The sequence below is a fragment of the Dyadobacter jejuensis genome, assembly GCF_003149085.1.
GTDB lineage: Bacteria > Bacteroidota > Bacteroidia > Cytophagales > Spirosomataceae > Dyadobacter > Dyadobacter jejuensis.
The window spans coordinates 87,825-112,123 of the sequence record NZ_QGDT01000001.1; the positions used below are offsets into that span (position 1 = coordinate 87,825).

Sequence of the window (24,299 nt, forward strand, 5' to 3'; positions counted from 1 at the left end):
TGTTGTAATAGTTAATGATTATCAATTAACTGTATATATATTGGCCCGATTGCAAAGAATAGGGTCGTTTAAATCAGCCTTATTTATAGCTACGTTGTGCAATTTTGATGTTATCGTAGATAAGGTCCTCCTGATGAAGCTCCCATTTCTCAACACCTTGGTACTGCCAGGCGGCTACATAACGATAATTTTCGTCGTCACGAAGGGCCTCTCCTTCTTCGCTTTGGTACTCCTCGCGGAAGTGACCTCCACAGGATTCATTGCGGTTTAAAGCATCGATACACATCAATTCTCCTAGCTCAATAAAGTCGGCAACGCGGTTAGCTTTGTCGAGTTCAGGGTTGAACTCATCTACTTTACCCATTACCCGTACATCCTTCCAGAACTCCTCTCTAAGGGCTCTGATTTCGGAGATGGCTTCGGTAAGTCCTTTTGCATTTCGGGCCATACCACATTTGTCCCACATAATTTTTCCTAAGCGGCGGTGGAACATCTCCGGAGAGGTGTTGCCTTGGATGCTCATCAGCTTCTCTATCCTAGCTTTCGACTCGGCCTCTACTTTGGCGAACTCGGGATGGTCGGTAGCAATTTTGCCCGTTCTGATCTCATTGGCCAAGTACGATCCGATGGTATAAGGGATTACGAAATATCCGTCGGCGAGCCCTTGCATGAGCGCCGAGGCGCCCAGTCGGTTAGCACCATGATCCGAGAAGTTCGCTTCCCCTAACGAGTAAAGCCCTGGTACGGTGGTCATCAGGTTATAGTCTACCCAAAGTCCCCCCATCGTGTAGTGCACTGCAGGGTAAATCCGCATAGGCACTTCATAGGGATCTTCACCGGTGATCTGCTTATACATATCGAAAAGGTTACCGTATTTTTCCTTTACTACGGCCTTGCCCCAAGCGATTATATCTTCTTCCGAAGGGTTGGTAATATTGTTTTTATTGGCTTCGCCCAGTCCATAACGGCGGAAAGCGGCGGAGTAGTCGAGGTAAACGGCTAGCTTGGAGGAACCCACCCCATAACCTGCATCGCAACGCTCTTTGGCGGCACGTGAGGCGATATCACGAGGTACTAGGTTACCAAAAGCGGGGTATCTTCTTTCCAAATAGTAATCACGTTCCTCTTCAGGGATGGCATTGGCGGGCCGATTGTCATCCTTTTTCTTGGGTACCCATATCCGTCCGTCGTTGCGCAACGATTCCGACATCAGCGTCAATTTCGACTGGTGGTCGCCCGAAACGGGGATACAGGTAGGGTGAATTTGAGTGAAACATGGGTTGGCAAAGAAAGCCCCACGGCGGTGTGCCTTCCAGGCGGCAGTAACATTGCTGCCCATGGCGTTGGTCGAGAGGTAAAATACATTCCCGTAACCTCCAGTACATAGCAATACGGCATGGCCTGCATGTCTTTCTAGCTCTCCGGTGATCAGGTTCCGGGCGATGATCCCCCTACATTTCCCGTCGATATTAACGATATCGAGCATTTCATGTCGGTTATACATCTGGATGGTACCCATCCCTACTTGGCGCTGAAGGCCCGAATAAGCCCCTAGCAAAAGTTGTTGGCCCGTTTGTCCCGCTGCATAAAAGGTACGCTGAACTTGCACCCCACCGAAAGACCGGTTGGAAAGCAAGCCGCCGTACTCCCTAGCAAAAGGAACTCCTTGCGCGACGCATTGGTCAATGATATTTCCGGATACTTCCGCCAAGCGATGCACATTGGCTTCTCTGGAACGGTAGTCTCCACCTTTAACGGTATCATAAAAAAGACGGTAAACCGAGTCTCCGTCATTTTGATAGTTTTTTGCCGCATTAATACCACCTTGTGCCGCAATAGAGTGCGCACGACGAGGGGAATCTTGGAAGCAAAAAGCCTTTACTTTATAACCTAGTTCGGCTAAGGTAGCGGCTGCTGAAGCACCGGCTAGGCCAGTACCTACCACTATAACTTCGAGGTTACGCTTGTTAGCTGGATTGACCAGGGGAACCGAGGAACGATACTTACTCCACTTGGTTTCCAATGGCCCCTGAGGTATTTTGGCATCCAGACGAGGTGACGTTGCCATATATTTTGTATTATTAATTGATCAAAAAAGTTAAGAAATCAACTGGATCAGCTGTTTTTTGGGTTTCTGATAAATATTTCTCACCAAAACCTATGGAGCTGATTTTACTTTACCCAACCCAAATACATCGCTATGGGCATCAGGGCGAATAGTAATGGTACCACAATGGAAAATGCCGTTCCTAAGAAGGCGATAAGCCCGTTGTACTTTACATGATACAGCCCAAGGGTTTGAAAGGCACTCTTGAAGCCGTGCAGTAGATGCCAGAATAAAGAGAAGCAACCCGCTACGTAAATGAGTACCACCCATGGATTTTGGAAGGTAGTTAGCATCATATTGTAGAGGTCTAGCTCTTCACCGGTAGCAAACTGGTTGGTCCTGTTTGGGATCCAAAAATGAGAGGTGTGGATCACCAAAAAGATAAGGATGATGGTGCCCAATAGGCCCATACTCCTTGAGTACCAGGTGCTGTTGGCATTGGCGTTACGTGAGGCGTAACTTACTGGACGTGCAGCACGGTTGGTTTTCGTCAGCATCAATCCATCGTAGATATGGAAAAGAAAACCGAGTACTAGCCCAATTTCTAGGGTCCGGATAATGGGGTTGGTGCCCATAAAATGGCCCCAGTGGGAGAAGGTCTCTCCTCCATCATTGTAAAAAATCATGGCATTAATGGCGGCATGAATCACCAAGAAGCTTATCAAAAAGAGCCCTGTGAGCGCCATAATAAGCTTTTTACCAATGGAACTCGTCAACGTTTGTGTAAACCACGACATAACAATCATGTATGATTTTAGTGCAAAAAAAAGGTACATTTATAACCTTTCAAAGGTATGTCACAAACGATTCCAACACAATAAAAGCGAACCATTTTTATTGTTGAAAATATTATTTATAATCATTATTGAGAATAATTAAAGATTTGAGATAGGAATTGGCCTGCAGCGTCGAGTTTACATCGGTTAAAATCATGATTCGTGCTACTTGGCATGATCTGGAAATCTTGTCGGCTTAGACTCAATGCCATTGAGATAGTCTTGGGTGAGGGTTACGATTCCCGAAGTTTTTACAGTTTTTCTTAATTTATTACCCAGGCCGTCATAAAGAAGTTCAATGGTATTGCCGGTTCCGAAGTCAAACTTGGTGGGCAGGTTTAGGTGGTTATGCGGAGCCTCCAAATTGATATGACTCTGGGGGATGCTGCTGGTACCAGTACTTTGTGTAGACAAGTTACTAGAAGACTGAACGCGTCTAATACGTTAACCCAAGCAAATCTCAATTACGAATCAGGGTTAACGTGGGTTTCTGGTTACTGTTTTACGATTTTCTTCGTTGTCAAAGAACCATCCGTAATTAAAATCTTGACCAGATAAACACCAACGGATAAATTGCTCATCTCAATCCCTTCGGTTGGTATATTATCCGAACTGTAAACCACTTGACCCGCATTGTTGATTAGCTGTACTTTCTCAACGGCAGCGCCTTTTATTTTCAACAGATCTCTAACCGGATTGGGATAAAAAGTGATCGCATTGGCTTACGTTTGAAAACCAAAATCCAGGCTTTGGATGCGACTGTATGCAAATGTACCATCCTTATCGATCATTTTAAGCCGGTACAGATTTTCTCCGGGCCGCGTTCGGTCATACGTAGGAGTTTTATCTATAAACGAATAATTGGTGTTTGACGATTTATCTCCGCCGGCTGCCACATTTCCAATACTGCTCCACTTTTTTCCGTCCTGGCTACGCTCGATGTCAAAACGGTCAGAATTGACTTCGGAAGATGTTTGCCAAATAAGTAAAGCGGTGGATCTTTCGGCCCCCCCGGACACCTTGGTGGCGGTGAAACTGATCAAGGTTACCGGAAGCGGTACAGATTTTAATCTTTTCATCCGATTTCCCGAAACGTCATGATTATAAGTGGTTTGCGCTATTGTTAGCGGAGCCGTTAATACCATAAACAGTAAAATGTAAACGTTTCTCATAAATTGTTTTATTATGTATCTTTTTGTCATAAGATGTTAGACTTAATGATATCTTCTAATTAGCACTTTCTATATACCAAGTTACTATTACAGAGTTTTGATCTTTTATAAAGACGTAAACGATGGATTAAAATTGATTCCAAATGGGCTCTTGCCATATTCGTTTATCATCAATATTGTACCTATTGTAATCTGCTTCTTGTAATGATTTTAATTCATGAAAGTAAATCTCCCTGAGTCTTTGCAGACATTCTGCTTTTTTTTCATACTTACCTACATGAATATAATATATTTTATACTCCCATTTATTCTTCCTTCTTTGAGCAAAAAAGGCATGGCCATCAAATAGAATTCTAGGATTTGCTATTCCTTGTTTCCCATTTATTTCTTTTCTGTAATAATTCAAATCCAAAAAATTTACTACTGTTAATATTATTGCTTTATTTGCCGTACTATCAAATAATATTGTGTCTATTAAGATTTGTGATTTAGTAGTATCTACAACTGGTGCTTTATAGGCGTAAAAAATTTCATCTTGCTTTTTAAGCCTTGTTGTCAAATCATTAATAATTGACAAGCTATCCTTATAATATTTATCCTTTGGTAAATGAACATTATTTTTATATTCATCTGGCGTATATACATGATTTTGCTGCGAGTCAGAACAACTTGTGTTAAACAAATAAACAATCATAATTAAGAAATTTTTCATAGCAATCATTATTTACAGTTTTGACATTCCCAAGCAGCGCTATTCCAAATATAACTTCCCTCTTGAAGTGTGCCAATATTTTCAAAAAATGATCCAATACCGTGCCCCATTTCTGTGCTACTTTGTTCAAAGTAATCTGTCCCATTGACCTTTTCATTAGCCAGCCACCAAAAGCTATCGCTTTCATTTCTTTTCCCACCATCAGCTGTAAGGCCAAATTGATGCATAAACTGCATAGTAAATACATTAGGATCGGTAGTAATATCGCTTCCCTGAAAAGGATCAAAGTGGGCAACTAAACTGATTTTGACCTGCTTTTCCAATTCAGGATTATTTTTCAGGTATTTTTTCAAGCCTGCCAGAAACCCGCTTCCATATACTCCCCCCATGCTGTGAGTGATAATTTTAATTGTTTCAGTAATGTTTCCATTCTTATCACGTGCCAGGCCTGCTATCAGTCCAGCAGCATCGCCAAATCCTTTTTCGTTACCAGCCTTATATCTGTTTGAGGCAGATAAGTTATTGCCCATTCCAGTAAATATGCTACCTCCAACAGTATTTGCCCATCCTCCTAATGAGCCATCATAATATTGTGCATTGTTATCATTCAACCGTTTCATAACAGCGGAATCGAACCCTTCCCAATAATCCCTAAGCGCTTGCGCTGTGTTTTTTTGTCCATTAACAAATACAACTAACCTTCCATCTGGATCCTTTGCATTTACAGGATTGTTATGGACATAATTGTAAGGTGAATCTCCAAAATATTTTTCACTAGCCGGATCCACCTCCCACCAGCTCCCCATCCCCGGGTCCAACCACCTCGCTCCGTAATCATAGAAATTCAGATCAAATTCTTCACTGAGCTCCTTACCATTATAAAGATAACGATACTTACCAGCCGTTGCATCATTATACCACGCACCATCAAAGGCCTTTCCAAAAGGATAATAATGCGTTTCACCCAAAATCTCAGTATTATCAATACTGCCACTTCCGTTTTTATCCGTAAATACCAAACGCGCACTACCTAAGTGATCTCTTAAAACATATTGATACCGAAATGTTCCGCCATTATTAGAAGCCCGGCCTTCCTCGTTATATACCGCTTCAACCGTATTGTTTTTTAGCTCAATGCCATTGAGATAGTCTTGGGTTAGGGTTACGATTCCCGAAGTTTTAACCCTTTTTTCTTAATTTATTGCCCAAGCCGTCATAAAGAAATTCAATGGTATTGCCGGTTCCAAAGTCAAACTTGGTGGGCAGGTTTAGGTGGTTATGCGGGGCCTCCAGGTTGATATGACTCTGGGGGATGCTGCTGGTCCGGTCGCTTTGGGTGGTCAGGTTTCCACCGGCTGGTATGGTCAATGCCTGGTTGTCAATGGTGGAATTCGTGTATCTGCTGGAGCCTTTCACCATACCATTGCGAGTGATCGAAGTAACGTTTCCCCACGCCCGGGGTCGCGCACGACTCAAAATTCAGAGATTCTCCGTAATAATCCACCGGATCGATACCGCCTGCTGCGGTATAATTGGTATATCTTGAAGTGGTAAGCCGGTCCAAGTAATCATAGGTGAAGCCGTATGCTTGGGCAGCCCTGCCCTTTACCTGCCAGATCATCTGACCGATATTGCCGCTGTTTTAGAAATTGTAAAGCCAGGAAATGCAGGCACTCTTGAAATTCGTGGATAAAACGCTTACCAAAAAAGTTTGAATATTTCTTCAAAACGGGGAGGGTAGAAATTAATAAGGCCCTACATTTCTGAAAGCTTGTTGTTTCATTTCTGTATTAACTTTTTGATTATGGGAATGCCTTTTACAACAAGAGTACTCCAAAAAATACCATTCGATAATAACATTAGTATCATCCCGATTATTGAAGACATATTAATAAAAAAAAATCCAAAAGGGTGTTTAATGAAAAAACCTATTACTTCTTCAAACCTATTTGGTTTTGCTCCAAAATTAAAACTTAAAAAAGGTGAAGCAATTATGCTGAGTACTACATAAATAACAACTCCTAATACTATGTTTAAAAAGCTTTTCATGTATTTAATTTTTTACTCCTCCTTTTTTGATTTGATCTACTGCTTGCTGTATTTTCTTGTCTGCTTCGACTCCAGGTCTAGCCAAATCAAAGTGTGCTGCATTATCACCATTCCATATAGCTTTAAGCCCACCCCAATTAAAACTTCCTTCTGAATTGGGGTTACTTAATCCATCATTTGGAATGTCTATTCGGATAATATTCTTTATGTTTTTGCTTCCACTTAATTGTTGGTAAAGCTTTGAGTCATCAGAAATAGGGCTTCCTATTAAAACTAGATTGTCAACTACTACCCCATCATTTGCAAGTTTTAATGCTGCTTGTGCTTGTAAAATACTACCATATGAATAACCTGCTAGATTAAATTGTTCCCCTTCTTTAAATGGGTTATTTGCCAATTGTTGTTTGTATTGCTTAACAACACTGTTAATCATTGAATTGTTTACTGGTAACTCTCGCCCTGTATATTCTCGAAACATCGCCTCGCCAAGCTCTTTACGCATTCTATATTCATACTCTGTTCCTGAATTACGATAAAAATTTGTAAACATTACATCTCCTGCTTTACCGTGACTGGCGTTTACTCTAACAAAATCAATTATGCCCGCATTTGCAAATGAACTTCTCCATCTATTTATATAGTTCCAACCATCTCTGTCATTATTAGCCCCACCGATGAAATATACTCTTCTGCCATCTGGATCTATTGCGTTTATTGGATTATTCAGAACATAAGCATAAGGTGATACACTTGGGTATTCTTGAGCCAACGGATCCACCTCCCACCAGCTCCCTAACCCTGGATCCAGCCACCTAGCCCCATAATCATAGAAATTCAGATCAAATTCTTCACTGAGCTCCTTACCATTATAAAGATAACGATACTTACCAGCCGTAGCATCACTATACCAGGCTCCGTCAAAACTTTTACCAAAAGGATAATAATGTGTTTTGCTTAGTATTTCAGTATGATCAATACTGCCACTTCCGTTTTTATCGGTAAAAACCAGTCTGGTGTTGCCTAAGTGATCCCGAAGCACATATTCATACCGAAATGTTCCGCCATCATTTAAAGCCCGGCCTTCCTCGTTATATACCGCTTCAACCGTATTGTTTTTTAGCTCAATGCCATTCAGATAGTCATGGGTTAGGGTTACGATTCCCGAAGTTTTAACCGTTTTTCTTAATTTATTGCCCAGGCCGTCATAAAGAAGTTCAATGGTATTGCCGGTTCCAAAGTCAAACTTGGTGGGCAGGTTTAGATGGTTATGCGGGGCCTCCAGGTTGATATGACTCTGGGGGATGCTGCTGGTCCCGTCGCTTTGGGTGGTCAGGTTTCCACCGGCTGGAATGGTTAGTGTCTGATTGTCAATGGTGGTGTTTGTATAGTTGGAGGCACCCTTTACCATGCCTTTGCGGGTGATGGAGGTGATATTTCCCCACGCCCGGGGTCGCGCACGACTCGAAATTCATAGACTCTCCATAGTAATCCACAGGATCAATCCCCCCCGCTGCGGTATAATTGGTATATCTTGAAGTTGTGAGCCGGTCCAAGTAATCATAGGTAAATCCGTATGCTTGGGCAGCCCTGCCCTTTACCTGCCAGATCATCTGACCGATATTGCCGCTGTTTTGGCTGGTGCCACTTAGCCCGCCGGTAAGTGAATTATATTCGAGTACCTGCCGGAAAAGATCATCGGTCGTTGCCGGGAAAGTCGGCGTACTAAAACCGGTAAGCATGTTACTAACCGGGAAGGTACTTCCGCTTAATGCCGAAGCTCCGTTGATGCTGGAAAGTATTCCGTTTTGCAGATAGGAATAGTCAATCTGCTGCAAACCGTTTCCAATTTTTTTCCACGCCAACTGATCTTTATCGGTGTAGGATAGTTCACTGATGATTTTGTCGCCACCGCTATTCAGATTTTGTCTGGTCTGGGCAAGCCGTCCCCAGTCGTCAAACTGACGCGTGTTTACATAACCCGTTGTCCCCGCACTGTGTGCACTGCTGCGTGTTTCTGTTAATATATTATCCCCATGATCGTAGCCATAGTTGATGCTTTCGGCGGAGGCATTACCCAGATTGGTATGGTTGTTTCCGGTCATGGAGCTGACCCGTCCGTAAGCATCATAATTAAAAGTAGTTTGTATTACTCCGTTTGCTGCCCAAGGGGTCACCACTGGGTCGGCTGCGGTGAACACCTGTACTTTGCTGGTTTTTAGCTTGTCGATCTCGATGCCCGAGGTGGCCGTGCTATACATGTTTTCAATAATGGTATTGGACAGGGTCATGCCGTCACCGCTGCCACTGGCATATACGCCCTTCTGGGTGAGCCGTCCATAGTCGTCATACTTACTGCCCATCCAGCGATTGGAATTAGCCCGTAGGATCGGATCTTGGTATTTAACAGGCAAATCGCGATTATTGTACTCAAAGGCTTCATAAGCCTTGCCCGGTACCTTTTTCTGGCTTACGAGGTCGTTGTTGGTGTATTGGTAGGTAAATACCAGCTCGCTGTCGTTCCAGCTTGCGCCAGGTGGAATCACCCGTACCAGCCTGTCCTTATCGTCATACACATAGTACGTGTCAGCCTTACTACTTTCACCGCTATTGGCCTTTCGGCTCAACAGCATCCTCCCTTTTTTGTCTGTAAATGTGATAGACTTGTTGCCATTCCCATCGGTAGTCGTGGTTTTGTTCAGAAGATTATCTCCAAAAGGAGTAGAGCCTCCCGTTGAAAAATTGTAGTTTAACACAGCATCGCCACTGCTGTTTGAAGCATAGCTATTCGACGTGGCAATGCTGAACCATTACAGTGCCATTTATCGTACGGGGTGATCTAGGTAAGTAAGCGTATCCGGCGTTATTTCCCTCTGGCTCACCAACCCACACATTTTCTCTACTGACCCAAAGTCTATACAAATAAATGGATAGGAATGCCCTGGTTTTTTTGGCCAAAAAACGGATGCATTCAAAAAGTTGCGAAGTGTATAAGGATCCGGTAGCTGCTTCGGTGCTAGGGGATATTTGCCCCAGATCATTTCTCGCAGCAGGCCCCAACTATTTAGCCTTAAAATTGTCCTATTAACCATAAGTTTATAGAGACTTTCGAGTGGCCGTGATTTCAAATGAATGGTTTAAAAGTTTGGGGTTTTAAAAAAAACGAAGCTGTTGGCCCTGTCAGGTAGGCTGGTCGAAAGGTACTATCTCGACTGTAATCCTTAATATTGGTCAGAGAAAATGGATAATACGTAGGCCCTTTTTCCGTTTTTAACATACTAATTGAAAAAATAAGAGTAACATGATAGATTATTCCTTATTTTTCGAACAATTCGAGTCATAACATCCGTTAATCATATAGGTTTCCTATCCATTGTCCATATAGCATTTCAATATATATGCGGTCTTTTTCCAAGTATCTTTATATTATTTTAGTAGTTCTGTTAGCCACGATAAGCCAACAGGCTCAAGCCACCCATATTCGGGCCGGGGAGATTACGGCGCGGCGTATTTCAGCGACTTCCCTTACCTACGAAATTAGGCTTACGGCCTACTTTGACATGCAGAATGGAGAAGGAGCGGCGAATGCGCAGAATACCGTACAGTTCTATATAGGCTCCGAAGGACCCATCATAGCCCCGAGGGTTAATATTGTCAATATTGGCAATAATACCACCCAGAATACCTATATCATCAACCATACGTTTCCGGCTGCCGGGAAATTTCGAATCTCCTTCGAAGAGGATAATCGTAATAATAATGTATTGAATATAGGTCCTCCTCCCACCCAAAACCTAAATTTTTATGTAAGCACCACCTTGGAGATCAATGCCAATTTTGGGATGAATCAAACCCCGGTGATGCTCAACGCCCCCATCGACTTGGCGGCAGTTGGGCAGCGTTATATCCATAATCCTGGGGCCTTCGATGCCGACGGCGATAGCCTGGCCTATCGTTTGTTCGTTCCGCAACGGGGTACCTCCAATGGGGGAGGCATTAATCTACAATATGAGGACCCTAATATGGTGGTAGTCCCTGCTGGCTCTCCATCGTTCACCGAAACCGGCGCTAGCCCCGCTACCTTTAGCATGGACCCCATTACGGGCGATATGGTATGGGATGCACCGATGGTCGAAGGATATTATAACGTAGCCTTTATTGTAGAAGAATGGCGCGACGGGGTGCTGATCGGACAGATCGTCCGAGATATGCAGATTATCGTGGAGGACGCCAATAACGATCGACCCGCCCTGGACCCACTAGCACCCATATGCGTGGAAGCGGGTACGAGGATCAATCAATTGATATCGGCCACCGACAAGAATGGCGATCGATTGACGCTTTCTTCTTCTGGTGGAGTCTACGACGCCAGCCTGGTTAGTCCTGAATTGGCTAGTTTTTTGGTGCCTAATCAGGGTACGCAGGGGACTATTTCAGGGAACTTTGTATGGCAGACCAGTTGTGCCCATATTCGGCAGGAGCCTTATGATGTTCTTTTTAAGGTGGAAGATGGCCCGGCTGCTGGCGCTCCTAACCCCGCATTGTTTCGACGCCTTACCGATTACAAAAGTTTGAATATACAGGTATATGGCCCCAAGCCTAAGAACCTGACGGGCGTCGATCTAGCCGACCCTGCTGGCCTGGCTTACCAGCTGACCTGGGATGCCTACCAGTGCCAGACCGTGGGGGCCAAAATCGTCATATACCGGAAAGAAGGCTGTACCACATTGCCCGAAGATGTATGTGTATCGGGAATCCCGGCGGGATATGGCTACACCGAAATAGGAAGGGTAGGCATAGGCCAAACGACTTTCTTAGACAATAATAATGGAGCAGGCCTACGGACAGGGGTGTCCTATAGCTACCGCCTGGTGGCCGTTTTCCCTCGTCCGGGGGCCAATCCGAGCGAGCCCGGGAGCCTGATTGGCGGGGGCGAGAGTATCGCTTCCGATGAGTTTTGCTTGAATTTGCCAATGGTAATGCCTGTTATTACAAACGTAACCGTGGATGTTACCGACAAAGCTGCAGGAGAAATTACCGTACGCTGGACCCGCCCTACTGCTAGTTCGGGGCTGCCTGCTCAGTATCAATTGTACAGAGCCGAAGGCCAAAATGGGACCAATTACTCTCTTATCGCCACCATTAATACCAACTTGGAAGCCGGTGCTCTGGATACGCTTTTCGTAGATAAGGGTCTTAATACCACGGATAATGCCTATAGGTACCGATTAGACTACTATTTTACAGAGAATGGCCTACTTACCAAACTCGATGCTAGCGAGGCCGCCAGTAGCGTTTGGCTGCAGCAAGGTTCGGCTATTCCTACTAATATACGCCTCAACTGGTCGGCCATTGTACCTTGGAGTAATAACAACCAGGTGCATCGGGTCTATCGGGAGGATAAGGCCAATCCTGGAACTTTTAACCGCATTGCCGAGGTGTCGGTGACGGGCGCTCAGAGTTTTACCTATATTGACGACGGTACCGATCGATATACTGCCGATGGAAGTGTGGACGTTGCCATAAGCACCAATGACCAATATTGCTATAAGGTAGAGACGGTAGGGTCTTATAATAACAGCCAGATCAAGCCCGATAAGCTCTATAACTTTTCGCAGATTATATGCGTAACGGCTTCCGATACTACCAAGCCTTGTGCCCCCGTACTGTCCATAGACCTGCTCGATTGTTCGAATCTCAGTCCAGATACCTATTGCAATACCACTTCATTTGCCAATAACCTCAGCTGGGAGTATCCTCAACAAGTAGATGGGAAAGACTGTGATCAGAATATTGCTGCCTATAAAATCTATTATGCCCGCTACGAAACGGATAGTCCTAGCCTATTGACAACCGTCACCACGCCTCCTGCACCTTTGGCGACTACTTATACCCATAACGGGTTAAAATCGTATGCGGGTTGCTATTATGTGACGGCCCTCAATGGTTTTGGAACGGAAAGTGCTCCAAGTAATATTGTATGCAAGGACAATTGCCCGGCTTTTGTGCTACCCAATGTGTTTACTCCAAATGGCGACGGTAAAAACGACGTCTTTCAGCCTATGGAATGTCCAGCCTTCGTACAGTCCTTAGAATTTAGGGTGTTTAACCGCTGGGGGGCTCAGGTATTCGATACCAAAGATGTAAATGTAAACTGGAATGGAACTACCAATGCAGGCAAAGAGCTGTCGGCGGGTCAATATTACTATGAAGCGAAAGTGTTTTTTGAATCCTCGAAGGTAGGAGGTACAGCCACGACGATCAAAGGTTGGGTTCAGTTGCTCCGCTGATGCTACAGGGCGGCCCTTTTATCTTTCAGTAGCATATACTTACTTTGCAGCCAGGTTATCGAGCATAGCCTGGCTTTTTTTATACGAAACATCATAAACAGTATATTTTAAATGAAACAGGCATACGTATTCCCAGGACAGGGTTCTCAGTTCAAAGGTATGGGGCAGGAGCTTTACCAGTCGTCCGAGGCCGCTAAGGCACTATTTGAACAGGCTAACGAAATATTGGGTTTTCGCATTACCGACATTATGTTTGAAGGTACCGATGAGGCCCTCAAACAAACCAACGTTACCCAGCCCGCCATATTTATCCACTCGGTGATATTAGCCCTTACCAGCGACTCATTTGATCCGGACATGGTAGCAGGGCATTCCTTGGGCGAATTTTCGGCGTTGGTGTCGGCAGGAGCCCTTTCTTTCGAAGATGGTCTGCGCTTGGTAGCCCAACGTGCCGATGCCATGCAGGAGGCTTGCCAGTTGCAACCCTCTACGATGGCGGCCATCCTAGGGCTTGCCGACTCGGTGATCGAAGAGATATGTGCTGGGATAACGGATGAGATCGTCGTGGCGGCCAACTATAATTGCCCTGGACAGGTGGTTATATCGGGATCTATTGCCGGTGTTGAAAAGGCCTGTGAATTACTGAAGGCTGCCGGCGCTAAGCGGGCTTTGGTGTTGCCGGTAGGTGGGGCCTTTCACTCCCCCTTGATGGAGCCAGCGCGGGAAAAACTCGCCGCGGCCATTCATGCCGCCAGTATTCAGCCTCCCCGTTGTCCGGTATACCAGAATGTCAATGCCCTGCCGTCGACGGATGTGGCCGCGATTCGGGAAAATCTGATCGCCCAACTTACCGCCCCCGTTCGTTGGACGCAGTCGGTACAGCATATGGTAGCCGACGGCGCCGAGATGTTCGTAGAATGTGGCCCAGGAAAGGTGCTTCAGGGACTCGTTAAAAAGATAGCTTCTGGAGTAGAATTGAAAAGTATTTAATTTTTTTTTAAAAACGCTTGACATATTCGAATCTACCCATTACTTTTGCACCACTATTACGGTTTTGGCCGATGGTGTAATGGTAACACAGGACATTTTGGTTGTCTCATTCAGGGTTCGAGTCCTTGTCGGCCAACGATAGTTACTAAGAGCTCACGAAAGTGAGCTCTTTTTTTTGGTCCCTCACGGACCAAAATGGCGGAGTAGAGGAGGATCAAGTCAAAACCTGTGAAGGGGATTTTCTTTTAGCTATAAGCTTTAGGCCGTATGCTATAGGTGTTCAAGGATCAATCCCATTTCTTGGGGGGGCATCTGATAAAATTAGGCAAACAGTCTGGAGAGTCTGAATAGAAAAAAAGAAACATCTTTGACCCTTTTTGGCCGATGGCATCTTTTCGGCAATATTTTCAAAATATTCAATTTGAATTAAAATTCATTACCACATTATCCCAGCGTGACAAAATGTTTATAGAAACACTCCACAACATGTGGTTTTGATCCTTAAGCAGTAAGGAGTGTTAGGAATTCACTTTGAAAAAACTTTGCATCAAATGGCATTCTTAGGGCTTTCAATAAGGAAAACAACCAAATCAAGAAAAGTTTAAACAAGCCAATTCACTAAAACGTATCTGCTAGCCATTATTTCTTTCCATTTTCTTCCAGCGCTGTATCCTTGTGAAAACGGCCTCGGGGCTCACACTGTCTAGGGTGTCGGTTTGGGTTTCAATAAAATCGGTACGAGGGCCGAGTGGTCCCCATCGGCCAGCATTTTTGGGTTTATAATTAGGGAATAATCCAAGGGTATTGATGCCGCAGGCGGCGGCGAGGTGCATGGGTCCGGTGCTGCCGGCCAGCAATCCGTCGACTCCATTGATAAAGGTGATCAGGAGCGGGAGTGGGAGCTGTCCTGTAAGGTCAATTACATGCGAAGGAAGGCTCTTAACCCATGGCTCTAGCTCTATTTGTTCTTTTTCGGAACCGGTAATAAAGATGCGGTATCGCTCGGGGTCTAGTAGGCCTATCAATTCTGAGAAACTTTCCAGAGACCATTCCAAAGCGTTTTTATTGGAAAGAGGATGTAAGATGATCGTAAACTTGTCGGTATTTTGTAATTGTAGATAGTGATCGGGCAGCGGAGCGAAATTGGTTAAATTATAATACTCCCATAGGTTTTTTGGGATAGGCTCGCGTACGAGGGGTTTCATTAGCTTAAAATGCAAGGTGGCCTCATGGAGGTCGGACTGCCGGCGGCGGAGCCATACCAGTCTGTTGCACTGGAGCCAGTGGTAGGGCCTACTCCAGGTACCAATGCGAATGCCAATCCCCGCCTTGTAGGCCATTTCGGTCATGTGTTTAAGGGTAACCAAATGGATAATGGCGTCGAACTGATGGCTTTTGAGCGTCTGAACCTGTTGGTCTGCAGGAAGGGCCATAAGCCGTTCATAATCTAAAAACTCATCTATAGAATCACTAACGTCAACTACGGCTTTGGTATAAGTGCGGGCTAAAATACAAATGGTTGTTCCGGGAATTTGCCGTTTAAGAAAGCCACATAACGGGAGCGTTAAGACGACGTCTCCTATGGCGTCGGTACGGGTTACTAAAATACGCATGATACAAGTTTAGGCTATGCTGGAATGCTTTTGTGTGCCGGTTTTTACTGATTCCATGGCAAATTAAGGAAGTTATTTTAAATGTCTATATATTCCACGCTTCTATCCGTAAGCTCTATGACCGTGTCCGCCTTGGGCTTAACATATTTCTCATCAACCGACTTTCCGCAGCGTACAACCTGTAGGATAAATCGTGTAGAAAAGTTTTGAAGGGATACAGCCAGACTTTGTCAATATGGTAAGTGCTTGATAGACATGGTACTAATGTATTTTTTCGATATTTTTATTGCTTCATGTTCTTTCTCATGAATTTGAAAAATTGAATATCTTCCTGTATATTTGGTAACTGCTCGTTCGAGTTCAAATATTTCAAAGTAAAGTACTATTTTCGACCTAACAAAATACTATTAATTCTACGTATGAGTGTTGCCTTATTCATTATCACAATTATTGCTGCTTATTTACTAGGGTCCATCCCAAGTTCGGTTTGGTATGGTATAGGCTATTTTGGTATTGATGTCCGAAAACACGGCAGCGGGAACGCAGGGGCGACTAATACTTTTAGGGTGTTAGGAAAAAGAGCGGGGACCATCGTGATGTTGATCGATGTATTGAAGGGATGGACCGCCACTTGCTTGGCCTCTCTACTTTTTTATATGAGTGTAATCGGGGAGACAGAATTGCTACTCTTCAAAATCCTATTTGGAGTGATTGCTATATTTGGACATATTTTCCCCGTTTTTGTAGGCTTTAAGGGAGGGAAAGGTATCGCCACCCTTTTGGGCATGGTTCTGGCGATTCACCCAGAGTTAGCAGCCGTATGCATCACCATTTTTATTCTGACTTTATTGGCCTCTCATTACGTATCGTTGAGCTCTATTCTTTCCACCTTAGCCTTTCCGGTGCTTTCGTGGGTGGGGATGTTCGGGCATCCAGAGCCGTTGCTAGTCGTTTTTGGCTTTATTATGTTCGTTTTGGTGGTACTTACCCACCAAAAAAATATTGTCAGGCTGCTTCGTGGAAACGAGAATAGGGTCAATATATTCCCTAAAACGAATCGAGCCTAGTAGAAGGCACGAATGAGATAATTTCTTACCCCTCTAGTTACGCTGGAGGGGTTTATTTTTATAACTTCGCTTTTGTCAAATTCTAATACCATCATCATGAAACAATATATAGAAACGCATAAAGACCGCTTTTTAAATGAGCTGCTCGATCTCTTGCGTATTCCGTCGGTCAGTGCCGATTCTAAGTTTAAAGGGGATATGCGATCGGCGGCGGCCTTCGTACAAAAGAGTATGCTGGCGGCTGGGGCCGATACGGCCGAAATATATGAAACCCCTGGCCATCCGATCGTCTATGGCGAGAAAATTATAGATCCCTCACTTCCCACGGTGCTAGTCTATGGGCATTATGACGTTCAGCCTGCCGATCCCTACGAGTTATGGGATTCACCACCATTCGAACCGGTTATTAAGAACGACCGGATCTATGCGCGGGGAGCCTGTGACGACAAGGGACAGTTCTATATGCATATCAAGGCTTTGGAAATGATGGTGGCTACGAATACGCTAGCCTGTAACATCAAAATGATGATAGAGGGCGAAGAAGAGGTTGGTTCCTCTCACCTGGAGACCTTTGTGAACAGCCATAAGGAGTTATTGGAATGTGATACTATTCTGATATCCGATACCAGCATCATCGCCAATGACGTGCCCTCTATTGAAACAGGCTTACGAGGCCTTACCTATATGGAAGTAGAGGTGGTGGGTGCCAACAGAGACCTGCACTCAGGGGTATATGGAGGTGGAGTGGCCAACCCTATTAATGTGCTTTGTGAGATGATCGCCTCACTTACCGATGCCGACGGACGCATTACCATTCCCGGTTTTTATGACCAGGTGGTTGAGCTATCGGCAGAGGAGCGTGCGGCGCTCAATGCGGCGCCTTTCGATTTGGAAGCGTATAAGGAAGACCTACAAATTGGCGATGTGGCCGGTGAAAAGGGGTATACCACTATCGAGCGTACCTCTGTAAGGCCTACCCTCGATGTCAACGGAATCTGGGGAGGATATACCGGTGAAGGCGCCAAGACCGTCTTGCCCTCGAAAGCCAATGCCAAAATATCGATGCGCTTGGTGCCCAACCAAACCGACGAGGAAATATGTGCCTTGTTTACGAAGCATTTCGAAGCTATAGCTCCGGCCTCAGTGAGGGTGTCGGTAAAGCCTCATCATGGAGGGTTGCCCTATGTTACGCCCACCGATTCGGTAGAGTATCGGGCAGCGGAAATGGCTATGGAAGAGTCGTTTGGCAAAAAACCTATCCCAGCTCGTGGAGGAGGGAGTATTCCTATTGTAGCCCTCTTTGAGCAAGTTTTGGGTAGAAAGAGTATCCTAATGGGTTTTGGCCTCGATATCGATGCTTTACACTCGCCCAATGAGAGCTATGGCTTGTTTAATTATTATAAGGGGATCGAAACCATCCCTTTATTCTTCAAGCATTATGCCCAATTAAAAAAATAATCGATAAGCCGTCCTGCCTTTCGAGCAGGGCGGCCTACGGCTTACGGCTTACGGCCTACGGCTTATGGCCTACGGCTTACGGCTTACGGCCTACGGCTTACGGCTTACGGCTTACGGCTTACGGCTTACCGCCTACGGCCTATAGCTTACCGCTTACCTCTTACCTCTTACGACGTGCGGCTCGGCGTTGTTCTCTTTTAATCTGTTTTAGCCGCTCTATGGCTTTTTTAGCCTCCTTGTCTTGCCCCGACTTCTTGTCCGCTCGGTCGTCGGCCAGGTTATAGTAGCGCAATGCCTCATCATAGTCCTTTCTCATTTCGGCGAGCTTACCCATTCCTATGAGGGAAGACAAATAATACCCTGCATTGGTGGAGTGGGTCTTCAGGGAGAAATCGATGGCCTGCTGGTAGTACTGGCTTGCTAGGGTATAGTTTTTATGGTATCCCATATTGTAGTATGCGAGTACGTAGGCGGCGTTCCTGCCACTCACTCCCTCATAGCCGGGGAGTCCTTCTTCAATTTTACGGAGTATGTTTTCGGCCGCTTGGGTAGCCTCCTTCACTCTCCCAGTTACAAAGGCCGTACGGCAAAAGTACCTTTCAAAATAGGGGTTGTTGGGATAAGATTCCCACATATACCTGGCCAGTTCATAGGCTTTGGGGTACTCATTTTCCATACTATATATTTGCAGGAGGAAATACCGGGCTTCCACCCGGGTGTAAAAGGCATTATTGGCGACTTTTTGAAGTTGTTGCACACCAAGCTTTTTATTGCCCTTAGGGAACAAGGCTAGGATGGGCTTTAGGATAGGGTATTCCTTGGGGATCCATTCGGAATAGTAATTGTAGAGTCCGTCTCCAAAGAGCAGCTCCGGCGACAAGTCGCCATTTCCCTTGCATTCCTCAAAATATTTTAAGGCCTTTTTCCCTGCAAAGGCCGCTTTGGTCCATTTCTTACGTTCCGAATAAAGCCGACCCTTGAAGGCATAGGCTGCTGAAAGGAAAAAGGCTGGCTCTACTTTGAACTTACCGGCATCATACAGCTTTTCTGCCAAGAAGATGGTAGAGTCCATATGCGCTAGAAATTGGTCGTCGTATATTTCGATGTCGGTGTTGGGGACGATCTTCCACCAGGCCGCTAGGCCCATCAAGAAATGGGGCATGGGGTGATCGGGGTAGCGGTAACGTAGCCAGCGAAACTCTACGTCGGCCTGGTCGAACTGATAGTTGTACATCAGGTTGATAGCCTCTGTAGATTCAATCTGTACGCCGGGGTTGTTTAGTACCATGTCGTACTTTTTATCCAGCTCTGCCGAAGAGTACAACTGAGCCCGTACTGGTGCCCCATGGGCTAGCAACCAAGGTAGTAGGGCCAACAAAATGTTAAAGCGCATAGGCATGATGTTCATCGAAATCTGTAAATAATAACGATCTTTCCCCGTTTTAGGTTTGTTCACCGATGAGGTTTTCTAAAAAAGCGTTAATATTGAAACTTCACAAAAATATAATATGGTTACAATATTGGATAAAACCTTTGGACCTTTCCTATCCCAAGACGATATAGAGAGGCGCATCGGAGAAATGGCGGCACAAATTAACGAAGATTACCACGGTAAAACACCAATTTTTATTGTGGTATTGAACGGGGCCTTTTTGTTTGCCTCCGAATTGCTGAAACGGCTTGACTTATCCTGTGAAGTAAGCTTTGTGCGGTTGGCGTCTTATGAGCACTTAGCGTCTACGGGAACGGTGCGCGAAATCATGGGGCTGCAGGAAGACATTAAAGATAGGGATGTGGTAGTCATTGAAGATATTGTGGACACGGGGCTTACCATGCATCAATTACTGCAGCAACTGCAAAGCAAGCAGCCGTCCTCTCTCGTGGTCGCTACCCTGCTCCATAAGCCCGAAGCCTTGGTAGCCCCGGTAACGCTTCAGTATGCCGGCTTTGAGATAGAGAATAAATTTGTGGTAGGCTATGGACTCGATTATGATGGACTGGGGCGTAACCTGAATGCCATTTACGTGCTCCAGCAACCCTCCTGATAAACCTATCAACCCTGCATGGGTCTTTTGGTGCTCCTGGTACATACACTGTGAAAGTCTGTGGTATTTTAGCTAGATTAAAATAGCCTATTCCGATTTTGCAATTTAGGTTTTAATTGGTAGATTGAAATATTTCAGCAACTCGATAGACCAAAATAACTATGCGCATACAATTTTTTGGGGCCGCCAGAACGGTGACAGGAAGCAAACACTTGATAACCACTGAAAAGGGTACGAAAATCCTGCTCGACTGTGGTTTATTTCAGGGAATACAGACAGGCGACCTAAACCAAGAGTTTGGCTTTAAGCCCAGCACCGTCGACTATGTGGTGCTTTCCCATGCCCATATCGACCATTCGGGTCTCTTACCCCGGCTGGTACGCAAGGGTTTCGAAGGGCCCATATTTTGTACGGCAGCCACCGCCGACCTTTGTAAAATTATGCTGCTCGACAGTGCCCATATTCAGGAAGAAGACCTTGCTCGTATCAATAGGCGAAGGAAGCGACAGGGCCGCCCCTTACTCGAGGAGCTATATAACACAGAGGATGCCGAAAAGGCCTTGTCCTTGTTCCAGACCGTCGCCTATGGGCAGACCTTCTTTATGGGCGAAAACCAGGAAGTGTCGGCCAAGCTTACCGATGCCGCCCATCTGCTGGGGAGTGCTGCAGTACACCTGAGTATCCCCGACGATGGCACTTTTAAGAAACTGACTTTTACCGGCGACATAGGCCGCCCCGACGACCGCATCCTCCGGAAGCCCGACTCCTTCCCACAGGCCGATTATATCATCTGTGAGTCGACCTACGGCGACCGCCTGCACGAAAAGGAAAAGGATATGCGCGCACATTTACTCCAGATTGTCCAAGAAACCTGCGTGAAACGCAAAGGGAAGCTCATCATACCCGCCTTTGCCGTCGATAGGACCCAAGAGTTGATCTACGCCTTGGACCAGCTGTCGAGTGAGGGACTCTTGCCCCGGATACCCGTATATATAGACAGCCCCTTGGCGATACGAGCCACCAGGGTTATGAAGGACAACAGCCAATGTTTTAACCCGGAAATACTGGCCTATATAGAGAAAGATGGTGATGCCTTTGGCTTCCCCAATCTGCACTATGTATCGGATGTAAAGGACAGTATCGCCATAAACGATTCTATGGAGCCGTCTATCATCATATCGGCTTCGGGCATGGCAGAGGCCGGGCGTATTAAGCACCATATCCGCAATAATATTGGGCACCCCAACTGTACCATCTTGCTGGTGGGCTATGCAGGGAGTAATACCCTGGCCGGGGCGCTAAAACGAGGAGATACGGAGGTAAATATTTTTGGCGAGACTTACCAGGTACAGTGCCAGATAGCCGTTATGGATTCCTTTTCGGCCCATGGCGACTATCAGGAGATGATACAGTTCCTGGCTTGCCAGGATCCGGCGCGGGTCAAGAAGGTCTTTTTGGTGCACGGGGATTATGAAACCCAGATCGCCTTCAAATATCGCTTGCAGAAAGAAGGATTTCATGAGGTAGAAATTCCATTTCCTGGCCAAAGTATTGACTGTTAAAGAAAGCCCGTCCAGGTAAGGGCGGGCCAAAATACCTCGTTCTTGAGTTTTATGGCGAGGCTTCGTTCTCGCCATGCCTATTTGTTGGTAAGTATTTCCGTACTGTTTATAAGTGGAAAGAACGGCCAGACATGGGTGGGTGGTCGCTAATTAATCCACATAAATAGCCATAACGGGGATATCGAGGAAGTAAAGGAGCTCTTCCGACAAGCTATAGGAGAACAAGCGCTGATAATAATTGCGCTTGTGGTTAACCAGGCACACGATGTCGATCTTGTTCTCTTTGCAGTAGCTGCTAAGCGATTTTTTGATATCGATGGTGTCGATGCTCGAGAACACCACGTTGTCCAGATGTGCCGTGTGTAGCGAACTCTTAAAAGTTTCCATATGCGGCACAATGGATTCACTATGGGCCACGTCGAAATGTATCACATGAAGTCGGGAGCCAAACTCTTGAGTTTTGGCGATAACCTCTTGTAAGGGTTGAATTTCGTTTTCGTTATAGTCTACTATAAAGGCGAAATTGTCGAGCGTACCATCGAAGGAGGCCCGTTCAGGAATGGCGAATAGGGGCTTGTTGATTTCTTCTAATATTTTGATGGTATGTGTTTCCATAAAAATATTGAATAGACTACTCTTATTGCCATGGGTCCCCATGATCACCAAGTCTATTTTCTCTTCCTTTTTGGCCACATAGGCCTTAAGGGTATCGACGAACTTACCTTCTTTGACTACATATTTTACCTTAAGCTCTCCCACGGAACTTTCGGCGATGAGTTTTTCGAAAATAGGGAATTTATCCTTTTTCTTCCTGAAATTCTGAATGTCTACCTGGTCATAAACAGCCTTCGTGTTTTCGTCTAAGGGCGAACTGGGCTCGTAGCAGTGGTATACGATCAGCTTGGCATTGGACTTCTGCGCATATTCCATGGCATAGGTAAATGCATTAAGAGACAGTTCTGTAAAATCAGTAGGGAATAGGATGCTTTGCATAGGGGAATGTTTTAATAATGTTCGGTGTGTGTCATACTGCCCATTTCTACCTGAATGAGCGCCATCTTAATATACTCAAATTACTTGACATAAAAAGCTTGCCAAAGGTAATGTTACATGGTCGCCACATACTTTACCAAAAACACAAGGGCAATACTCACCACTAGCCCTATAAGCACTTTGATAAGATCCTTGCCAAGCCCGATAAACATGGCCTTGCGAGCCGAGTTTCTCCTCAGTACAAAGTTAAGTGCAATTTCTCTGCCGGCTAATATCCCAATGAAAACCCAGGTAGTACTCATAGGGACATTATTCATTTCCTTAAAAATAAATAGAATAATTCCATAAGAGAAATCGATGAGCGTAGCGGCACGAATGTCTACCGTATTCGTTTTGGTACGAACGATACTCTGTATGGCTCCTCCTTTGGAGGCAATAATAAAGGCGAGCATGATTAAGATTACCGTTAGGGAAGCAAATAACTCCCAAGGCCCTAGGCTACGCGGTAAGTATACATAAATATTAGCAAAATCCTGAATCAACCATTGAGACCATAAAAACCCTGTTGAGCACCATTGAAGGGTATTCCAAATTTGAGACTCCCTTTCGGTAATCGGGTTTTCTATGAATTTCTTTTCCAGCGACTTAGATATGGCAAAATATAGGGCAATAGCCGCTCCAAACGCTACCGCATAGCCCATTACCGATTTGACGACCATATCGGTCAGATTCTTATTATTGAAAAAAGTAAGAATCATAAAAGAGGTACTCACTGGTATCCCTGTGCGGGTGAGGACCATTAGGATCAGCGGAGGCAGTATGTAGTACCAGTCGAAGGGATCGGGGAGTTTATATTTCTCAAGGCGGCCATAAGAGACGTCACCTGCACTGGTGCAATATCCGTAAAGCAGGGTGACCGTCAGAATACTCGCAGCGAAAAGCCATAGTACCCACCATTTTTTTCTTTCATTACTACTTAGAAAGGTACCCAGGGTCTGTATTGTGTCGTTTCCTACTACCGAATATGCCGATAAGGTGAAACCCAAATACATAAATACGGTTGAAATATCCATTTTATGTTTTAGTAATAATCGCACAAAGGAAAGCTTTTGAGCCCTATTAATTTTTATTGGTATGTTAAGGAATTGTTAAGGAATGGGTAGCGCCGTTTCTGAAAAGTGGGGAGAGGGGAGAATAATGTTCTTTAGTACATGACAAAACCAACCGCTTAATAATCAGCAAATTGCATGATAAATAATTAGGCTAAAACATTGATGATCAGTAGGTATAGAAGAATAATCTCACTCATTTTTGTACATACGAAAAGCAATGTTTTGGATAAAAATCAGAATTAAGTTCAATCCTAAATATCCATTTTAAAGGAAAAGTAAATTTAGCCCGAGTAAAACTGATTTCTCATTTCCTGATGGCTTTATGTAAGATATTAACGGTTAGTTTTGAAAAATTA

The 24,299-nt window shown here is 45.0% G+C and carries 22 protein-coding genes and 1 tRNA gene; 8 read left to right on the plus strand and 15 right to left on the minus strand.

Going from position 1 to position 24,299, the window contains the following annotated elements; all coding sequences use genetic code 11:
- Nucleotides 1-79 precede the first annotated feature (79 nt).
- The 9 genes from CLV98_RS00380 to CLV98_RS00420 form a co-directional block, all read right to left on the minus strand.
- Nucleotides 80-2,068: a fumarate reductase/succinate dehydrogenase flavoprotein subunit gene (locus tag CLV98_RS00380; protein WP_109671859.1), complete on the minus strand. Its 1,989-nt coding sequence runs from the start codon at nucleotides 2,066-2,068 to the stop codon at nucleotides 80-82.
- 104 nt (nucleotides 2,069-2,172) lie between these two features.
- Nucleotides 2,173-2,844 (minus strand): succinate dehydrogenase cytochrome b subunit, encoded by a 672-nt coding sequence (locus CLV98_RS00385; RefSeq protein ID WP_109671861.1) that lies wholly within the window; start codon nucleotides 2,842-2,844, stop codon nucleotides 2,173-2,175.
- Between the two features lie 204 nt (nucleotides 2,845-3,048).
- Nucleotides 3,049-3,297 carry a hypothetical protein gene (locus tag CLV98_RS00390; protein ID WP_109671863.1) on the minus strand — a complete coding sequence of 83 codons (249 nt, stop codon included), beginning with the start codon at nucleotides 3,295-3,297 and terminating at the stop codon, nucleotides 3,049-3,051.
- 80 nt (nucleotides 3,298-3,377) lie between these two features.
- On the minus strand, nucleotides 3,378-3,596 hold the full coding sequence (locus tag CLV98_RS24095) for a T9SS type A sorting domain-containing protein (protein ID WP_109671865.1): 219 nt from the start codon (nucleotides 3,594-3,596) through the stop codon (nucleotides 3,378-3,380).
- A 9-nt stretch (nucleotides 3,597-3,605) separates the two neighbouring features.
- Nucleotides 3,606-4,055 carry a hypothetical protein gene (locus CLV98_RS00400; protein WP_146202213.1) on the minus strand — a complete coding sequence of 150 codons (450 nt, stop codon included), beginning with the start codon at nucleotides 4,053-4,055 and terminating at the stop codon, nucleotides 3,606-3,608.
- 127 nt (nucleotides 4,056-4,182) lie between these two features.
- A complete protein-coding gene (locus tag CLV98_RS00405) occupies nucleotides 4,183-4,776 on the minus strand; it encodes a hypothetical protein (protein ID WP_109671868.1) in 594 nt (197 codons plus the stop codon).
- The gene (locus tag CLV98_RS00410) at nucleotides 4,776-5,786 is read right to left on the minus strand and encodes an RHS repeat-associated core domain-containing protein (protein ID WP_158281180.1); all 1,011 of its coding nucleotides are present in this window, start codon (nucleotides 5,784-5,786) and stop codon (nucleotides 4,776-4,778) included. The genes CLV98_RS00405 and CLV98_RS00410 overlap by 1 nt, the downstream gene beginning before the upstream one ends.
- 160 nt (nucleotides 5,787-5,946) lie before the next feature.
- Nucleotides 5,947-6,135, minus strand: a complete 189-nt coding sequence (locus tag CLV98_RS00415; RefSeq protein WP_109671872.1) for a hypothetical protein — start codon at nucleotides 6,133-6,135, stop codon at nucleotides 5,947-5,949.
- Between the two features lie 10 nt (nucleotides 6,136-6,145).
- On the minus strand, nucleotides 6,146-6,388 hold the full coding sequence (locus tag CLV98_RS00420; protein WP_109671874.1) for a hypothetical protein: 243 nt from the start codon (nucleotides 6,386-6,388) through the stop codon (nucleotides 6,146-6,148).
- A 183-nt stretch (nucleotides 6,389-6,571) separates the two neighbouring features.
- Between CLV98_RS00420 and CLV98_RS00425 the strand changes: the two genes are divergently transcribed.
- The gene (locus CLV98_RS00425) at nucleotides 6,572-6,778 is read left to right on the plus strand and encodes a hypothetical protein (RefSeq protein ID WP_109671876.1); all 207 of its coding nucleotides are present in this window, start codon (nucleotides 6,572-6,574) and stop codon (nucleotides 6,776-6,778) included.
- 42 nt (nucleotides 6,779-6,820) lie between these two features.
- Here the strand turns inward: CLV98_RS00425 and CLV98_RS00430 are convergent, their stop codons facing one another.
- Together CLV98_RS00430 and CLV98_RS00435 are read right to left on the minus strand one after the other, a co-directional pair.
- Nucleotides 6,821-8,224, minus strand: coding sequence for an RHS repeat domain-containing protein (locus tag CLV98_RS00430; RefSeq protein WP_109671878.1), 1,404 nt, complete (start codon nucleotides 8,222-8,224; stop codon nucleotides 6,821-6,823).
- Nucleotides 8,184-9,569: a hypothetical protein gene (locus CLV98_RS00435; RefSeq protein ID WP_109671880.1), complete on the minus strand. Its 1,386-nt coding sequence runs from the start codon at nucleotides 9,567-9,569 to the stop codon at nucleotides 8,184-8,186. Before CLV98_RS00435 ends, CLV98_RS00430 begins: the two co-directional genes overlap by 41 nt.
- A 642-nt stretch (nucleotides 9,570-10,211) precedes the next feature.
- Here CLV98_RS00435 and CLV98_RS00440 point away from each other — a divergent pair.
- The 3 genes from CLV98_RS00440 to CLV98_RS00450 all read left to right on the plus strand — a co-directional run bounded on the left by CLV98_RS00440 (nucleotide 10,212) and on the right by CLV98_RS00450 (nucleotide 14,229).
- Nucleotides 10,212-13,103: a T9SS type B sorting domain-containing protein gene (locus CLV98_RS00440; protein ID WP_109671882.1), complete on the plus strand. Its 2,892-nt coding sequence runs from the start codon at nucleotides 10,212-10,214 to the stop codon at nucleotides 13,101-13,103.
- Nucleotides 13,104-13,214: 111 nt separating this feature from the next.
- On the plus strand, nucleotides 13,215-14,093 hold the full coding sequence (gene fabD, locus CLV98_RS00445; RefSeq protein WP_109671884.1) for an ACP S-malonyltransferase: 879 nt from the start codon (nucleotides 13,215-13,217) through the stop codon (nucleotides 14,091-14,093).
- 65 nt (nucleotides 14,094-14,158) lie between these two features.
- Nucleotides 14,159-14,229: transfer RNA gene (locus tag CLV98_RS00450), tRNA-Gln, on the plus strand.
- Between the two features lie 496 nt (nucleotides 14,230-14,725).
- Here the strand turns inward: CLV98_RS00450 and CLV98_RS00455 are convergent.
- Nucleotides 14,726-15,706 (minus strand): glycosyltransferase family 9 protein, encoded by a 981-nt coding sequence (locus CLV98_RS00455; RefSeq protein WP_109671885.1) that lies wholly within the window; start codon nucleotides 15,704-15,706, stop codon nucleotides 14,726-14,728.
- A 419-nt stretch (nucleotides 15,707-16,125) separates the two neighbouring features.
- Here CLV98_RS00455 and plsY point away from each other — a divergent pair, with 419 nt between their 5' ends.
- A complete protein-coding gene (gene plsY, locus CLV98_RS00460) occupies nucleotides 16,126-16,773 on the plus strand; it encodes a glycerol-3-phosphate 1-O-acyltransferase PlsY (RefSeq protein ID WP_109671887.1) in 648 nt (215 codons plus the stop codon).
- 96 nt (nucleotides 16,774-16,869) lie between these two features.
- Nucleotides 16,870-18,231, plus strand: a complete 1,362-nt coding sequence (locus CLV98_RS00465; RefSeq protein WP_109671889.1) for a dipeptidase — start codon at nucleotides 16,870-16,872, stop codon at nucleotides 18,229-18,231.
- Between the two features lie 160 nt (nucleotides 18,232-18,391).
- Here CLV98_RS00465 and CLV98_RS00470 read toward each other — a convergent pair whose 3' ends face one another.
- A complete protein-coding gene (locus tag CLV98_RS00470) occupies nucleotides 18,392-19,624 on the minus strand; it encodes a tetratricopeptide repeat protein (RefSeq protein ID WP_170120661.1) in 1,233 nt (410 codons plus the stop codon).
- A gap of 115 nt (nucleotides 19,625-19,739) precedes the next feature.
- Here CLV98_RS00470 and hpt point away from each other — a divergent pair, with 115 nt between their 5' ends.
- Nucleotides 19,740-20,276, plus strand: coding sequence for a hypoxanthine phosphoribosyltransferase (gene hpt, locus CLV98_RS00475; protein WP_109671891.1), 537 nt, complete (start codon nucleotides 19,740-19,742; stop codon nucleotides 20,274-20,276).
- A 161-nt stretch (nucleotides 20,277-20,437) separates the two neighbouring features.
- Nucleotides 20,438-21,838 carry an MBL fold metallo-hydrolase RNA specificity domain-containing protein gene (locus CLV98_RS00480; protein WP_109671893.1) on the plus strand — a complete coding sequence of 467 codons (1,401 nt, stop codon included), beginning with the start codon at nucleotides 20,438-20,440 and terminating at the stop codon, nucleotides 21,836-21,838.
- Nucleotides 21,839-21,988: 150 nt separating this feature from the next.
- Here CLV98_RS00480 and CLV98_RS00485 read toward each other — a convergent pair whose 3' ends face one another.
- Both CLV98_RS00485 and CLV98_RS00490 read right to left on the minus strand, forming a co-directional pair.
- Nucleotides 21,989-22,831, minus strand: coding sequence for a universal stress protein (locus tag CLV98_RS00485; protein ID WP_109671895.1), 843 nt, complete (start codon nucleotides 22,829-22,831; stop codon nucleotides 21,989-21,991).
- Between the two features lie 113 nt (nucleotides 22,832-22,944).
- Complete coding sequence (locus CLV98_RS00490) at nucleotides 22,945-23,904, minus strand: hypothetical protein (RefSeq protein WP_170120655.1); 960 nt, start codon at nucleotides 23,902-23,904, stop codon at nucleotides 22,945-22,947.
- Between the last annotated feature and the right edge of the window lie 395 nt (nucleotides 23,905-24,299).